Raw genomic sequence first — 14,004 nt, 5'->3', positions numbered from 1 at the left:
GCGGCAAGCTCGTCATACGACGGACGCTCACTCCCGGACACCCGGCAATCATCGCAGAACAACGATCACCGGATGACCAGGACCTGACTAGTTACGATTCGTGTTCTAACCCGAATCGCCACTCACGACCACGGGAGAGGCTGGGCATCGCTTGTGTGCCGCCCGCACCCCAGCACACCGACGGCGGCTAGCGGATGCGCAGCCGCCGCATGAGTTTCAGCCCCGAAAGCATCCCCTCGACGTACTTCTCGTAGGTCTGCCCGCCGCGGGGACCCATGACCTGCTTCTTGAGCACCGCCACGTTCTTGACGTCGGTGTACTTGAGCAGGCCCTGGTCCCCGTGGCGGGCGCCGACGCCGGAATTCTTGACGCCGCCGGACGGCGTTCCCTTCGACGCGTAGGCGGTGGCCAGGATGTCGTTGATGTTGACGTTGCCGGACTCGATGCGCGCGGCCACCGCGCGTGCGGCGCCGACGTCACGGCCCCACACCGAGGCGTTGAGGCCGTACTCGGTGTCGTTGGCGAACGCGACGGCCTCGTCGACCGTGCGGTACTTGTGCAGTGCGACAACGGGTCCGAAGGTCTCGGTGACGCCGCAGAGCATGTCCTTCGTGACGCCTTCGAGGATCGTCGGTTCGAAGAACGCCGGGCCGAGGTCGGGTCGCGGCCTTCCTCCACAAAGGACGGTCGCGCCCTTCGCCACGGCGTCGTCGACGTGCGCCTTGACGCGGTTCATGTGGTCGACGGAGACGAGCGAGCCCATGTCGGGCCCGAAGTCGTAGGCGGCGCGGACGTCGAGCGCCTTGGCCTTGGCCACGTACGCGTTCTTGAACTCGTCGTAACGGGACTCCGGCAGGTAAATCCGTTCGATGTGCATGCAGATCTGCCCGGTGTTGCCGAAAGCGCCGAAGACCGCGCCCTGCACGGCCTCGTCCAGATCGGCGTCTTCGAGCACGATCATCGGGTTCTTCCCGCCGAGTTCGAGGCAGCAGCCGATGAGGTTGTGGCCCGCGCGCTCGCCGATCACCCGGCCGGTGACCGTGGAGCCGGTGAACATCACGTAATTCGCCTGATCGATGAGGGTGGGGCCGACGTCCGGGCCTTCCCCGCACACCACCTGGAACAGCCCTTTCGGCAGCCCGGCCTCCTCCAGCATCTCGACGCCGTAAAGCGGCGAGAGCGCCGTCTTGTTGTCCGGCTTCAGCACGACCGCGTTGCCGGCCATCAGTGCGGGGACGGCGTCGGAAATACCGGTGGCGAACGGGAAGTTCCACGGCGCGATGATGCCGACGACCCCCTTGGGCTGCCGGAGCTCGGTCGACGTCGTCAGGAACGGGACCGGTCCGCCTCGTTTGGCCGGCGCCAGCAGTTTGGCGGCCCGCGTGAGGTAATGGCTCATCACCATCGCCGGATCGCAGGTCTCCTCGATCGCCATCCGGCGGTTCTTGCCGCTCTCGACCTGGATGAGGTCGGTGACGATCCGCGCGCGATCGACGAAGAGCGCATGCGCCCGCTTGAACACCTCCAGCCGCCGCTTGAGCGGGGTGGCCGCCCACTGCTCCTGCGCGGCGCGCGCGGTGGTGAACGCCTGCTCGATGTCGGCGGGCGTCGACTGGGGCAACCCGACGAGCACCTCGCCGGTGTAGACCTCCGTGAGTTTCCAGGTCGCGCCGGACGAGCCCGGCACTCGGGCGACGAGCCGCCGCAGGAACGCGTCGGTCACCGACGCCGGACGGGTGAGCGCGAGCGGGGTGACGGTCATGGCCCTCTTTTCCGTCCGTTGTCCGGTCAGTGGTCCGAGAGGACGAGCTGCGCGCCCATCTCGCCGATCATGATGGCGGGCGCGTTGGTGTTGCCGCCGGTGATCGACGGCATGATCGAGGCGTCACAGACCCGCAGGCCTTCCACACCACGGACCTTGAGGTCAGGACTGACGACGGCGAGTTCGTCGACGCCCATCCGGCAGGTGCCGACACCGTGGTAAACCGACGTCGCGCGGTTGAGGATGGCGTCGCGCAACTCCTGGCCCCGCACCGACTTTCCCGGGTGGAGCTCCTCCTTGATCGAACCCTTGAACGCCTTCGACGCGAAGATCTCGCGGACCATCTCCGAGCCCTCACCGAGCACTTCGAGATCGGCCGGGTCGGACAGGTACTGGGGATCGATGAGCGGCGCCGCCGTGGGATCGGCCGAGGCGAGCCGCAGCGTGCCGCGGCTCCTCGGGTAGATCAGCGTGGTCAGCACGGTGAGCGCGGGCCGCTTGTCGACGTCGTGCCGGATCGGCGCGTCCTGGTTGGGCGTCACGTACGCCCACGGCAGGAGATGCAACTGGAGGTCGGGGACCTCGGCGGCCTGGGAGGTCCGCAGGAAGGCGACCGCCTCGAAGACCGAGTTCGCCAGGAAGGTGGTGCCGGGCCGCATCAGTTCGCTGACGAGGCCGCGCGCGAAATACGGCGGCGTGCCCCGGTTCTTGCTCGACGACGCGCGGAAGGTCAGCGCGTGGAACATGTGGTCGTGCAGGTTGTCGCCGACCGGCAGATCCGCGACGACGTCGATACCGTGCTCCTTCAGGTGCTCGGCGTGGCCGATACCCGACAGCATCAGCAGCTGCGCGGATCCGACGAAGCCGGCCGAGAGGATGACCTCCTTGCCCGCGCGAAGGATTCGCTGTCCACCGTTCGCGTCGACGACCTCGACGCCGACCGCGCGGCCGTTTTCGATGAGCACCTTCTTCGCCAGCACCCCGGACTGGACCTCCAGTGTCGCGGGCGCGAGACGGTGGATGTAGCCGCGTGAGGCGCTGTAGCGCAGGCCGTCGGCGGCGTTCTGCTGCATACGGCTGACGCCCTCTTGCGAGGCGGCGTTGTAGTCGTCGAGGATCTCGCAGCCGATCGCGTCGGCGGTCGCCTGAAGGAACTGCAAGGTCCCCTCCTGCGGGGCCTTGTTGCGGGTGACCCGGATCGGCCCGCCCGCGCCCCGGAACGCGTTCTCGCCGTCTTCGAAGTCCTCCATCCGCTTGTACGCGGCGTTGACACTGTCGGCGTCCCAGCCCTTGTTGCCTTCCGCGGCCCAGGAATCGAAGTTGGCGCGGTTGCCGCGGACGTAGACCATGCCGTTGATGGAACTGGAGCCGCCGACGACCTTGCCGCGCGGCACCGGCATCCGGCGATCGAGAACGTGTTTCTGCGGCACCGAGTAGTAGCCCCAGTCGAAGGGCTTCTTGAGCTGGGGTACCGCGTGCATCGGGCCGACCAGCCCTGGCTTCTTGACGAGCATCCTCTCGTCGCTCTTACCCGCCTCGAGCACGATCACGCTGGCCCCGGACTCCGCCAGCCTGCCCGCGATCGCGGCGCCCGAGCTGCCCGATCCGACGACCACGTAATCGGCCTCGTCGCCGCGCGGCGCCCTGTTCGCCATTTCCGCTCCTCGGTCAGCCCACCGTGCAGAACTATAACCTGTTCTAGTTCTGTCACCGTATAGCGAGACGACCCCCTTCCGCAATGGCACTCCTCGCCGAGCACGCGGGCGCCGTAGTCACCAACAAGAATCTTGGACGCTTCCGGATTATTCGCGTTGAGCCAGTGATCGGTTCACGCTACCGAATCCGTAGCGGTCGACCCGTTGAACAGGGATTTCCGACGTCTTCTGTACTTTCTGTAATCCTGCCCGTTGCCTGCGTCACCACCTGTGCTTAAAGTGATTAATCGCGAAAACATCGACAGGGAGGGTCGACTGACATGAGGGGGCTGTTTCTCCTGGTTTTGGCGGGGGCCGCCGTGGCCTATGTCGTGCTGACGCTGAACGACTGGGCTTTGCTGATCGGTTTCGGCGCCTGCGCCGTCGTGGTGCTGGCCTGCCTCGTGACGCAGTTCTCCGGTCGGCGCTGATCCGGCGGGGGCTGGTCACCGTTCTCACGCTGAAGAAGCGATCGCCCGAACGCGATCGGCCTGTGCGCGGACGATTCGTCCCCGCACAGGCCGATGATCGGTGGCCGCGCTCAGCGCAGCGGTTCGAGCGCCTTCGCCAGCGGCTCCAGCACGGCGGGAGTGTGCGGCGGCGGCAGGTAGATGATCGCGAGGTCCAAGCCCGCTTCGCCGAGGGCTTCGACGTCCGCGGCGACCTTGGCGTAGTCACCGTCCGTGCCGAGGCGGACGTGCGAAGACAAGGTGATCTCGTGCGGATCCCGGCCGATGTCCGCGCAGTGCCGGTGCAGCACCGAACGTTTGTGCGCGAACTCCTCCGGCGTGCCGCCGACGAAGTTCCAGTGCTGGGCGTATTTGGCGGCCGTGCGCAAGGTCCGCTTCTCGCCACTGCCGCCGATGCAGATCGGCGGATGCGGCTTCTGCACGCCCTTCGGTTCGCAGCGGGCGTCGGTCAGCCGGTAATGCTCGCCCTGGAACGTGGTGGTCTCCTGGGTCAGCAGGCCGACGAGCACCTCACAGGCTTCCTCGAACCTGTCGCTGCGTTCCTTGATGGTGCCGAGTTCCATGCCGTACGCGCCGGATTCCTCTTCGTTCCAGCCCGCGCCGACACCGATCTCCAGACGGCCGCCGGAAACGATGTCCAGTGTCGCGGCCATGTTCGCGAGCAGCGCGGGGTGCCGGTAGTGGATCCCGCTGACCAGCGTGCCCAGCCGGAGCCGTTTCGTGGCCTGCGCGAGCGCGGTGAGGGTCACCCACCCTTCCAGGCACGGACCGGTCGAATCCGAGAAAATGGGATAGAAGTGGTCGAAGGTCCAGCCGGATTCGAAGAGTTCGATCTCGTCGGCGGCCTGCCAGACGGCGAGCATGTCGGACCAGACGGTGTCCTGCGGCGAAGTCTTGATGGCGAATCGCATGATTTCGATCGTAAACCTGGAGTTCCTCCAGTCGCGCGGCCGGAATTCAGCGGGCGATACCGCGGCGCAGGTAGTCGTCGGCGTCCACTCCGGACTCGACGAGCAGAGCTCGCGTATGTTCGCCCAAAGCCGGGACGTCACCCATGCACGCCTCGAAATCGTCGAAGGTCACCGGTGGCAGCAGGGCGTCGACGCGGGCGAATTCGGTGCCGACCTTGCGCCAGCGATCACGGGCCCGCAGCTGGGGATGATCGGCGACCTGGCCGACGTCCTTGAGCTGGGCGGCGGGAACCCCGGCCGCGGCGAGCCGTTCGTCGAGTTCGCTGGTGGACCACCGCGAGGTCCGGGCCGCGACGGCGGCGTCGCATTCCGCGCGATGGGCCACACGTCGCACATTGGTGGTGAAGCGCGGATCGTCGGCGAGTTCCGGCGCGTCGAGGACATCGGTGACGAGTGTCCGCCACCCGAGGTCATTCTGAACGCCGATCAGCATTTGGCCGTCGCGCGTGGGAAAAGCGTCGTACGGCGCGATCGCGCCGTGGCTCAACCCCATTCGCTCGGGCTCGATTCCGGCATATATCCGGGTGTTGAGCGCGTAGCCCATCCATTCGACGGTGGCCTCCAGCATCGAGACCTCGATCGTCGCGCCCTCGCCGGTGCGCCAGCGGCGCAGCAACGCCGCCAGCACGGCCTGCGCGCAGTACATGCCGGAGGCGATGTCGGCGGTCGGGATCCCGGTCTTCACCGGGGTTTCGGGTGTGCCGGTGATCGCGATGAGACCGGCCTCGGCCTGGATGAGCATGTCGTAGGCCTTGCGCTGCTCCATCGGCCCGCCCGCGCCGAAGCCGGACAGGTTCACCACGACCAGCTCGGGCCGTTCGTCCCGCAGATCGCCGAACCCGAGCCGCTCGGCCGCGCCGGGCGCCAGATTCTGCAGGAACACATCGGCCTTCGCCACCAGCCGCCGGACGACGTCACGGCCCTCGGCGGTCTTGAGGTCGACGGCTATGGACTCCTTGCCGCGATTGAGCCAGACGAAATGCGCGCCGGTGCCGTGAACGGCGTGGTCGTAGGCGCGCGCGAAATCGCCGCCGTCGACGCGCTCGACCTTGATCACCCGTGCGCCGAGGTCGGCGAGATTGCGAGTGGCCAGCGGCCCGGCGACCGCCTGCTCGATGGCGACGACCGTGACCCCGTCGAGCGGCCGGGTCATGCTTTCTTCTTCGCGGCGCGCACAAGCCCGCCGCCGATGATCAGCCGCTGGATCTCGCTGGTGCCCTCGTAGAGCCGCATCAACCGGACGTCACGATAGATCCGTTCGACCGCGACCTCACGCATGTAGCCACTGCCACCATGCACCTGCACCGCCAGATCCGCGGCTTTGCCCGCCATCTCGGTACAGAACAGCTTCGCCGCCGACGGCGCGATCCGCCGGTCCTCGCCGGTCACGTAGAGCCGCGCGGCCTCACGGGCGAGCGCGCGGCCGGCGAGGACGCCCGTCTGCTGGTCGGCGAGCATCGCCTGCACCAACTGGAAATCCCCGATCGGCGTGCCACCCTGGGTCGCGGTGGCGGCGTACGCGACCGACTCGTCGAGCGCCCGCTGCGCGGTCCCGACGGCCAGGCCCGCCATGTGGATCCGCCCGCGCGCCAGCGACGTCATCGCCGCTTTGTAGCCGACGTCGCCGTCTCCCCCGACCAACGCCTCCGGGCCGACACGGACTTGCGAGAACGTGACGTCCGCGGTGCGCGAACCCTCCTGCCCCATCTTCGCGTCCTTAGCGCCGACCTGGATGCCCGGCGCGTCGGCGGGCACGAGGAAGACCGCGATGCCCGTGCCCATACGCGCGAAAACCACAAAAAGGCCGGCCTCGGTGGCGTTGGTGATGAACTGCTTGCCGCCGTCGATGATCCAGCCGCCACCGTCGGGTTTCGCACTGGTCCGCAGCCCGGCCGGATTCGATCCGGCGCCCGGCTCGGTCAGCGCGAACGACGCGACGACCTCACCCGACGCGATGCTGGGCAACCACCGTGCCCGCTGCTCATCCGTACCGAACCCCACCAGCACCTGCCCGGCGATCCCGTTGTTCGTCCCGAACATCGACCGCAGCGCCAAAGACGTGTAACCGAGCGTCATCGCCACCTCGACGTCCTGCACCAGATCGAGCCCGAGCCCGCCCCACTCCTGCGGGATCGCGTACCCGAACAAGCCCATCTCCGCGGCCTGTGCCCGCAGGTCGGCCGGGATGGCGTCGGTGCTCATGATCTCGAGCTCGCGCGGCATCACGCGGGTCCGGACGAAGTCGTCGATCTGGCCGAGGACGTCCGCGAAGACGTCGTCGGGGACGTCGGGGTTGCCGGTGTACATGTCCCTCACTATCGATCACCGGCCCAGGCCAGGTCCACACCCTCGGGTGGGCCTAGGCGAATGTATCGAGTTCCCCGAAATAGCCGACTTTCACTCCGCCCCAACGGCGGCCGTGGCTCGGACAGCTTCTTCTGCGCTCGGTGATCTTCAGCTGGCCAGGCCTGTGAGGATGGTCAGGCGATAGGCCGTCAGGACGCGATTGACCGGCAGGAAGTAGGAATTCCCGCCGCCGGCGCAGTTCCCGCTGCCGCCGACCAGCACGCCCTGGGCCTGTGTTCCGCTGACGAACGGCCCGCCGATGTCGCCGGGCTCCGTACAGACGGACGTCCGGGTCAGCCCGGTCAAGGTCCCATCGGGAAAGGTGATCGTCTGGTTCTTCGCCTGGATGACGCCGCACCGCCAGCCGGTGGTCGAACCGTACTTGCACACTGAGGAACCGACCGCGGCCTCGGTCGACCCGGTGACCGTCACCCGGCTGTCGACGGGCGGGATCGACGCCACCAGCCGCCAATCGGTCGTATTGGTCACGCGGATGACGATCGCGCCACTCGGCGGGAACTGGGCGGCCGCGACGACTCCGACCACGCGGCCCCCGCTGCTGACGGTGTCACCGGGCCTTCCGCAGGCCGCGCTCGCGATCAGGTAGCCGACGTTCCCCGAGACCGCGGCGAACCCAGCGGTGCACCGGGACGACGCACCTGTCTGCAACGAACTCCCGCCGCCGAGCGGAGCGGGAGCGCTTGCTTGAGCGGCAGGCGGCGTCACAAGGCAGAAGGCCAGGACCAAACCGAGCAGACAGCGGAATCGGGTCAGGCTCATGGGCCCCTCCGATGGCAAGGGAAGTGCCCCGATCCTAGCCCGCCCATCGGCCGAATCGCACCTTCCTCAGCGCCAGCCGAGCTCCGGTGCCACGTGGGTGAGGATGCTCTCCAGTACGTGGGCGTTGTACTCGACACCCAGCTGATTCGGAATGGTCAGCAGCACCGTGTCCGCCGCCTGGATCGCTTCGTCCTCCTTGAGTTCCCTCACCAGCTCGTCCGGCTCGGCGGCGTAAGAACGTCCGAAGATCGCCCTCGTGTTCTCGTCGATCATGCCGACCTGGTCACGCGAGTTGCGGTCGCGACCGAAGTAGGCCCGGTCCAGATCGTTGGTCAGGGCGAAAATGCTGCGGCTGACCGAAACCCGCGGCTCCCGCTCATGACCGGCTTCCTTCCACGCTTCGCGGTAGGCCTCGATCTGCTTGCGCTGCTGGACGTGCAGCGGCTCGCCCGTCTCGTCGTCCTTGAGCGTGGAACTCTGCAGGTTCATGCCCAGCTTCGCGGCCCAGACGCCGGTCGCGTTCGAGCTGGATCCCCACCAGATACGCTCGCGCAGCCCCTCGGAGTGCGGCTCGAGCCGCAACAGCCCCGGCGGATTGGGGAACATCGGCCGCGGGTTCGGCTGCGCGAAGCCCTCCCCCTCGAGCAGCTTGAGGAAGACCTCGGTGCGCTGCCGTGCCATGTCCGCGGCGGTCTCGCCCTCCGCGGGGGCGTAACCGAAGTACCGCCAGCCGTCGATCACCTGCTCCGGGGATCCCCGGCTGATCCCGAGCTGGAGCCTGCGGTTGGAGATCAGGTCGGCGGCGCCGGCGTCCTCGACCATGTACATCGGGTTCTCGTAACGCATGTCGATCACGCCGGTACCGATCTCGATCTTCGAGGTCCGGGCGCCGATCGCCGCGAGCAGCGGGAACGGACTCCCCGCCTGCCGCGCGAAGTGATGCACCCGGAAGTACGCGCCGTCCACACCCAGCTCCTCGGCGGCGACGGCCAGGTCGATCGACTGATGCAGGAAGTCCGCGGCGGACCGGGTCTCGGAGTGCGCGCTCGCCGACCAGTGGCCGAACGACAGGAAACCAATCTTCTTCACAGCACGTGTAAGCGTCCGACGGCAGAGTTTGATTCCCCCACTTCGGCGCTCTTGGCCCCCTCCCGGCCACGCGGACCGAGCCATCCTGCCACTCTTCATGACTACCCTATGTCACCGGCCGTCACCTTTTGCTTTTTCGACCGCTGAGCTGCGGACTTGCGCCTGGCCTTCACTCACTTGGCGGCAAGATAGCCACCGGAGGGTAACTGGCCATCCTTTCAACGTGAGTGGTCGTGACTATAAGTACCCCCCTGATTCAGGCCTTCCGGGCGACGTATACTCTCTTCATCAGCAAGTCCGAGTGGCGGAATGGCAGACGCGCTAGCTTGAGGTGCTAGTGTCCTTAACGGACGTGGGGGTTCAAGTCCCCCCTCGGACACACGCAGTATCTACACCGGGGCTGGTCATCGCATAGATGACCAGCTCTTTTGGTTCGTAGCGTAACTCCAGATTCAATCTCTGGTAGAGCCGGGCCAGTCCGGCTGGCTTCGCTTCGGCGAGCATCGCTCCGACATCACCGAGCGAATCGATCATCGCGTAGACCTCCGCGTCCGTGACTCTCCGGCTCGTAGGAGCGCGTACCTGTCAGCTCGGTCGACGCTATCCACCGTCAAACGGCGTCTCCGCCCGGCTCAGCACCGCAAGCCGTCACGCTTGCGCCGACTATTCCGACCTTTCCCTGAAGCCGATACTCGGAAGCTGCGCACACGACACTTGCTGTGCGCCGCTCGAACCCGCGGGCGTCCGACTTCGAGCACCATTCTCTGCGCTACTGAGCTACCCCGCGGCAAGTCATGACATCGCCAAGCGGCGCCTCGATCCCCGTGTTCCAGCGTGAGCTTGACCCACTTCTGCTCCTGCCGATCCGGCTGTTCCTGCTTTGTCTTCTCGCTGACGTCAGGTGGCACCAAGAGAGCGCTCTGGCGACGCGCCTTCGCGTCAGCTCACGAGTCCTCTCGCCTCATACCGACCGACTGCTCGCGGCCGGGTACGTCGCTCGACACGAGGGGCATCGAAGCCTGCTACGTCTCACCGAACTTGGCTTAGAGCGACTTACCAATCACGTGACCGCGTTCCAGCGAGTCGCTAGCCGAGCCGTAGATCTCGTCGCTGCGCAGCGCGCTAGCCCAATCCGCCGATGTGTCACCTGAGCGCTGTCTCCCCAACGCCTCCCCTCTTACGGCGACTCGTGACGGGCGTGACGGCTTCGAAGCCAGCCAACCGAGCCGTCACGCGAGGCATTCCCGCAGGTCATGGCCGCATTCGCGTGTCACAACACCTACGACGGCACGTGTCTCATGAGACGGCCGTTCTGTCCCGTTTCCAGCACGGCGTTCGCCCACTACCCTCTGAGCAGGAACTGGTGAAATCGAAGAAGACACCCCAGCTGTCTACCGCAAAACAGAGGGAGCTCGGCGCCGAGCTGCGACGAATCCGCATGCGCGCCGGCTACCTCGCAACCGACATGAGCCGCATGCTCGGCTGGCCAGCCTCCACGATCTCGCGCCTGGAGAGCGGTCTGCGCAGCTACCAGGCCGGCGACATCGCCATCTACCTCGCCCGAGCGAAGGCGACCCCTCGCGAACTCGACGAACTGGTAGCTCTGGACCGCCGACCCGATGACGGCTACCAGGTCAGAAGCCACCCCGTCGGCTTCCCCGACGAGCTCCCACTTATCAACGTGCTCGACGCTGGAAGCCAGTCCATCACTACATACAGTCCTAACGACATCCCACGGCAACTCCAGATCGAGCCCTACATACGCGAAGCGCTCGTCAGGGTCGGGCACGAGGGCGAATCCGCTCTTGATACGAACGTCCACGCTCGACTCGCTAGCCAGCCCACGTTCCTGAGAATGCCGGGTCCCTTCACCTTCTACTTGCACCAGAACACGCTTGACCTGCCCGGCCAGGATCTCTCACTTGCGCACGAGCAAGTGCTCCATCTCCTGCTCGCGTCGTCGCTGCCGAACTTTCGCATTCACCTTGTTCCCGCCGACTCCAGTGTCACTGACATTTGCACAGGGTTCACGATCTACGAACATGATCAACATCGTCCAGTGCTCCACCTCCAGCAGCTCACGACAAGCCTCTTCCTGGAAAACGACCGTGACGTCTCGTTCTACGTTGGGCTAGTCGAACGCATCGCCAACACGTCACTCACTCGTCAACAGACTCAGGAGCGGCTCACCGACCGCCTGGCCAACCTCGAACGGCGATGACGAACCAGCCTCGGCTTCGACAGGAAACTGCTCGCAGAGAGTGCGGCGCTAGATAGCAAGCTTGTGTTGCGGCACGGCGACCCAAGCTTCGTTACTGAGATCGTAGCCAAGCTTCGCAGCTGCTTGAAGATCCGCCTTCCAGGTTCCTACCAGGACAACGAGGCCATGCGCTGCGAGTACGTCAGGTTTACTTTCACGTGCTCTTTTCAAAGGATCTCCGAGGCTGGCGCCCACCGTAGTAATCGTGGTCCGCGGGATCACCTGCTCTGGCAAGTACCCGAACAGTGCGATCATCCGCTTGCGCATGCCATCGGAGCCAAACACCACCCGAAGCTGTTCCGTGTTCAACAGGCGCAGTGGCTCAGGCGGCAGGGCCGTCCAGGGCGCGACCTCAAGCGCGTAGTCGCGGACAGCATCGGCCCGCGGAGAACATTTAAGGTCGCGGTTGCCCTTCTTTCCGGTGAGCCACGCTCGATGAGTGCGCATCAGCAGAGCCTGGAAGCGGTGCAGCTTGGCGTCGATCTGGATCATGAGAGTGATCTCGCACTGGCCTTCTCGCGGAATCATCCAGGTGTTCCTGACCGTGCCCTTGATCTCGACAGGGATGTCCAGAATCGTTGTATCGAGGGGCGGCTCCTTGCGCAAATCAAGGTACTGAATCACGTGGTACTGGAGCTTGGTGCCCACCGATGAGCGTTCGTCGGAGTCGACCTCGGGGCTTGTGAGGTCAAAGCGCCAGGTGCGCGCGCCATCAAGCACATAGCGGATGGCGTCGTCGACCGCAGATCGCAGCAGGTCAGCGATCGGCCGCATCTTGAGCCACGCATACACGGCCTGCAAGTCAGCGTCCTCGTCTGGACCGCGATGACGTGCGGCGGCAGAGGGCCAGCTTTCCGGGGGTCAGGCTGGCAAGGCTGGCCAGGTTCAGGAATCGGCTGCGTCGTCACTGTCTCTTCTTAGCCGGCACGGGTCTGTCGGTGGGGCAAGTTGACGTTATGACGATCTCGGACGTGAAGCCTTACATGCCGCTACAGCCTCGGGCCAGCTCGTACTTACCTCCTCCTACGCAAGGGCAAGGAATATGACTCGAAGGCGATCGCTGGCGTCGCACATGGCTAGATGCCCGGGGAGGAGGCTCTGCCCGCCGGGGAGTTCTCAGGTGAACTCGAAGCTGTGGTTAAGCTTCCACGGGAACGCGGGCTCGAAGTCTGACCTCAGCGTATCCCCGCGTGGCTTGAGGCCGAACTGGTCTTGACCTGTGATGTTGTTGCTCGCAACGACTGACGACTAGCGCGTTGCACGATCCGGGCGCGATCGACCTCTCGCGCTCCTGCAGCGTCGCGCGGACGCCGATAAGTTCCCTCGATCGGCAAGTATAGGATCGTCCGCACTCAATTACGCGTGTTAACGAGGAGGACAGCACCGGGCTGCGCGCCCCACATGAGATCATCCGCCGAGTCGTCGAGCTGGAGCTGGAGGGCTTTTCGGCTTGCTAGCCGGAAGACGCGCTCAAGGCACGACAACTCGCACCGGCTAAGAGCGTGTCTTACGTGGTGATCGGTCGCTGGTGAGCGATGATCTTGGCTGTGGTTGATCGGTTGTCGTTGCGGTTGGTGCCGGATGAGCTGTGGGCGCTGGCGGAGCCGTTGATCCCGGTGTTCGAGCCGCGCCCGCAGGGCGGTGGCACTGCCCCGGTGGACGCTCGTGCGGTGTTCACCGCGATCGTGTACGTGCTGACCAGCGGGTGTGCGTGGCGGGATCTGCCGCCGTCGTTCGGGGTGCCGTTCCAGACCGCACACCGCCGCTTCAGCCAATGGACCAAAGCCGGACTGTGGCGGCAGTTGCACCATGCGTTGCTGGACGAACTCGGCAGCCAGGGCCTCATCGACTGGAGCCGCGCGATCGTGGACAGTGCCTGCGTGCGGGCCAAAAAAGGGGCTCCCTGACTGGTCCCAGCCCGGTGGATCGCGGCAAGCCCGGTTCGAAGATCCACGCCCTATCCGACCGCGCCGGGCTGCCGCTCGCGGTCGGGGTCTCCGCCGCGAACACGAACGACTCCCACGCACTCAAACCACTGGTCATGGCAATCCCGGCGATCAAGTCCCGCCGTGGCCCGCGGCGTCGCAAGCCGGCCAAGCTGCACGCCGACAAAGCCTACGATCAGCCCGACCTGCGGCGCTGGGTCCGCGACCGCGGCATCAAGGTCCGCATCGCCCGCAAAGGCATCGAATCCAAGAACAAGCTTGGCAAGCACCGCTGGGTGATCGAACGAACCATGGCCTGGCTTACCGGATGCCGTCGCCTCACCTTGCGCTACGAACGCAAAGCTGAGCACTTTCTCGCCTTCCTCATTCTCGGCGCCAGCCTCACCTGCTACAAGAGACTCCGCAAACTCACCACATGAGACACGCTCTAAGTAGACTGCAATCCGCTATACATACCGGAGCACCTGGCGCAAATAGGCTGATTTTGACAGCAATGTTTCGCATTTCCAAGCCAAGGAGCACGGCATGTTTTCATCACGCAGACATGCTGCCAGCTGCATCTACGTGCCACGACTTGAGAGTCACCGGCACGCCTTAGGTAACGATTTGATACATGCGTAACATTCGCCCTCAAATCTGCGATATCACCCCTGATTTAGTGATCAATGTGACCGATACGGAGACAC

Annotated in this window: 13 protein-coding genes, 1 tRNA gene and 1 pseudogene; 6 read left to right on the top strand and 9 right to left on the bottom strand. The window is 65.6% G+C overall.

Features of this window, described 5'->3' with window-relative positions; genetic code table 11:
- Positions 1 to 187: 187 nt before the first annotated feature.
- Positions 188 to 1,762 carry a succinic semialdehyde dehydrogenase gene (locus ACZ5ZX_RS23815; RefSeq protein ID WP_465504189.1) on the bottom strand — a complete coding sequence of 525 codons (1,575 nt, stop codon included), beginning with the start codon at positions 1,760 to 1,762 and terminating at the stop codon, positions 188 to 190.
- Positions 1,763 to 1,788: 26 nt separating this feature from the next.
- Positions 1,789 to 3,417: a GMC family oxidoreductase gene (locus ACZ5ZX_RS23810; RefSeq protein ID WP_465504188.1), complete on the bottom strand. Its 1,629-nt coding sequence runs from the start codon at positions 3,415 to 3,417 to the stop codon at positions 1,789 to 1,791.
- Positions 3,418 to 3,737: 320 nt separating this feature from the next.
- Between ACZ5ZX_RS23810 and ACZ5ZX_RS23805 the strand changes: the two genes are divergently transcribed.
- The gene (locus ACZ5ZX_RS23805) at positions 3,738 to 3,887 is read left to right on the top strand and encodes a hypothetical protein (protein ID WP_465504187.1); all 150 of its coding nucleotides are present in this window, start codon (positions 3,738 to 3,740) and stop codon (positions 3,885 to 3,887) included.
- 110 nt (positions 3,888 to 3,997) lie between these two features.
- Here ACZ5ZX_RS23805 and ACZ5ZX_RS23800 read toward each other — a convergent pair whose 3' ends face one another.
- The 5 genes from ACZ5ZX_RS23800 to ACZ5ZX_RS23780 form a co-directional block, all read right to left on the bottom strand.
- Positions 3,998 to 4,837 (bottom strand): LLM class F420-dependent oxidoreductase, encoded by an 840-nt coding sequence (locus ACZ5ZX_RS23800; protein WP_465504186.1) that lies wholly within the window; start codon positions 4,835 to 4,837, stop codon positions 3,998 to 4,000.
- Between the two features lie 46 nt (positions 4,838 to 4,883).
- Positions 4,884 to 6,050: a CaiB/BaiF CoA transferase family protein gene (locus ACZ5ZX_RS23795; RefSeq protein ID WP_465504185.1), complete on the bottom strand. Its 1,167-nt coding sequence runs from the start codon at positions 6,048 to 6,050 to the stop codon at positions 4,884 to 4,886.
- The gene (locus tag ACZ5ZX_RS23790; RefSeq protein ID WP_465504184.1) at positions 6,047 to 7,204 is read right to left on the bottom strand and encodes an acyl-CoA dehydrogenase family protein; all 1,158 of its coding nucleotides are present in this window, start codon (positions 7,202 to 7,204) and stop codon (positions 6,047 to 6,049) included. The genes ACZ5ZX_RS23795 and ACZ5ZX_RS23790 overlap by 4 nt, the downstream gene beginning before the upstream one ends.
- 147 nt (positions 7,205 to 7,351) lie before the next feature.
- On the bottom strand, positions 7,352 to 8,023 hold the full coding sequence (locus ACZ5ZX_RS23785; RefSeq protein WP_465504183.1) for a S1 family peptidase: 672 nt from the start codon (positions 8,021 to 8,023) through the stop codon (positions 7,352 to 7,354).
- Positions 8,024 to 8,089: 66 nt separating this feature from the next.
- The gene (locus ACZ5ZX_RS23780; RefSeq protein WP_465504182.1) at positions 8,090 to 9,112 is read right to left on the bottom strand and encodes an LLM class flavin-dependent oxidoreductase; all 1,023 of its coding nucleotides are present in this window, start codon (positions 9,110 to 9,112) and stop codon (positions 8,090 to 8,092) included.
- A gap of 295 nt (positions 9,113 to 9,407) precedes the next feature.
- Here ACZ5ZX_RS23780 and ACZ5ZX_RS23775 point away from each other — a divergent pair.
- A tRNA-Leu gene (locus ACZ5ZX_RS23775) sits at positions 9,408 to 9,491 on the top strand.
- On the opposite strand, the gene ACZ5ZX_RS23770 is transcribed toward ACZ5ZX_RS23775, so the two are convergent.
- Positions 9,473 to 9,646, bottom strand: coding sequence for a hypothetical protein (locus tag ACZ5ZX_RS23770; protein WP_465504181.1), 174 nt, complete (start codon positions 9,644 to 9,646; stop codon positions 9,473 to 9,475). The genes ACZ5ZX_RS23775 and ACZ5ZX_RS23770 overlap by 19 nt on opposite strands.
- Positions 9,647 to 9,906: 260 nt before the next feature.
- Here ACZ5ZX_RS23770 and ACZ5ZX_RS23765 point away from each other — a divergent pair, with 260 nt between their 5' ends.
- Together ACZ5ZX_RS23765 and ACZ5ZX_RS23760 are read left to right on the top strand one after the other, a co-directional pair.
- A complete protein-coding gene (locus ACZ5ZX_RS23765) occupies positions 9,907 to 10,263 on the top strand; it encodes a transcriptional regulator (RefSeq protein ID WP_465504180.1) in 357 nt (118 codons plus the stop codon).
- 212 nt (positions 10,264 to 10,475) lie between these two features.
- Positions 10,476 to 11,333 (top strand): helix-turn-helix domain-containing protein, encoded by an 858-nt coding sequence (locus tag ACZ5ZX_RS23760; protein WP_465504179.1) that lies wholly within the window; start codon positions 10,476 to 10,478, stop codon positions 11,331 to 11,333.
- Positions 11,334 to 11,381: 48 nt separating this feature from the next.
- Here the strand turns inward: ACZ5ZX_RS23760 and ACZ5ZX_RS23755 are convergent, their stop codons facing one another.
- Positions 11,382 to 12,164, bottom strand: a complete 783-nt coding sequence (locus ACZ5ZX_RS23755; protein ID WP_465504196.1) for a NaeI family type II restriction endonuclease — start codon at positions 12,162 to 12,164, stop codon at positions 11,382 to 11,384.
- Positions 12,165 to 12,371: 207 nt separating this feature from the next.
- On the opposite strand from ACZ5ZX_RS23755, the pseudogene ACZ5ZX_RS23750 reads away from it, so the two are divergent.
- Positions 12,372 to 12,452, top strand: a pseudogene (locus ACZ5ZX_RS23750) (ScoMcrA-related endonuclease); the annotation flags it as partial.
- A 455-nt stretch (positions 12,453 to 12,907) separates the two neighbouring features.
- A protein-coding gene (locus ACZ5ZX_RS23745) for an IS5 family transposase (protein WP_465504178.1) occupies positions 12,908 to 13,737 on the top strand; the annotation gives its coding sequence in 2 pieces (ribosomal slippage) (positions 12,908 to 13,268 and positions 13,268 to 13,737; 831 coding nt in all).
- Positions 13,738 to 14,004 lie beyond the last annotated feature (267 nt).

Source organism: Amycolatopsis sp. NPDC033938 (genome assembly GCF_055575975.1).
Note: the sequence above shows the minus strand (reverse complement) of the source record. Positions and strands in the feature narration are given on the sequence as shown.

Bases quoted from the DNA above. Each gene is read 5' to 3' on its own strand.
- ACZ5ZX_RS23815 (WP_465504189.1), bottom strand. From the start codon at position 1,762: ATGACCGTCACCCCGCTCGCGCTCACCCGTCCGGCGTCGGTGACCGAC.
- ACZ5ZX_RS23810 (WP_465504188.1), bottom strand. From the start codon at position 3,417: ATGGCGAACAGGGCGCCGCGCGGCGACGAGGCCGATTACGTGGTCGTC.
- ACZ5ZX_RS23805 (WP_465504187.1), top strand. From the start codon at position 3,738: ATGAGGGGGCTGTTTCTCCTGGTTTTGGCGGGGGCCGCCGTGGCCTAT.
- ACZ5ZX_RS23800 (WP_465504186.1), bottom strand. From the start codon at position 4,837: ATGCGATTCGCCATCAAGACTTCGCCGCAGGACACCGTCTGGTCCGAC.
- ACZ5ZX_RS23795 (WP_465504185.1), bottom strand. From the start codon at position 6,050: ATGACCCGGCCGCTCGACGGGGTCACGGTCGTCGCCATCGAGCAGGCG.
- ACZ5ZX_RS23790 (WP_465504184.1), bottom strand. From the start codon at position 7,204: ATGTACACCGGCAACCCCGACGTCCCCGACGACGTCTTCGCGGACGTC.
- ACZ5ZX_RS23785 (WP_465504183.1), bottom strand. From the start codon at position 8,023: ATGAGCCTGACCCGATTCCGCTGTCTGCTCGGTTTGGTCCTGGCCTTC.
- ACZ5ZX_RS23770 (WP_465504181.1), bottom strand. From the start codon at position 9,646: ATGATCGATTCGCTCGGTGATGTCGGAGCGATGCTCGCCGAAGCGAAG.
- ACZ5ZX_RS23765 (WP_465504180.1), top strand. From the start codon at position 9,907: ATGACATCGCCAAGCGGCGCCTCGATCCCCGTGTTCCAGCGTGAGCTT.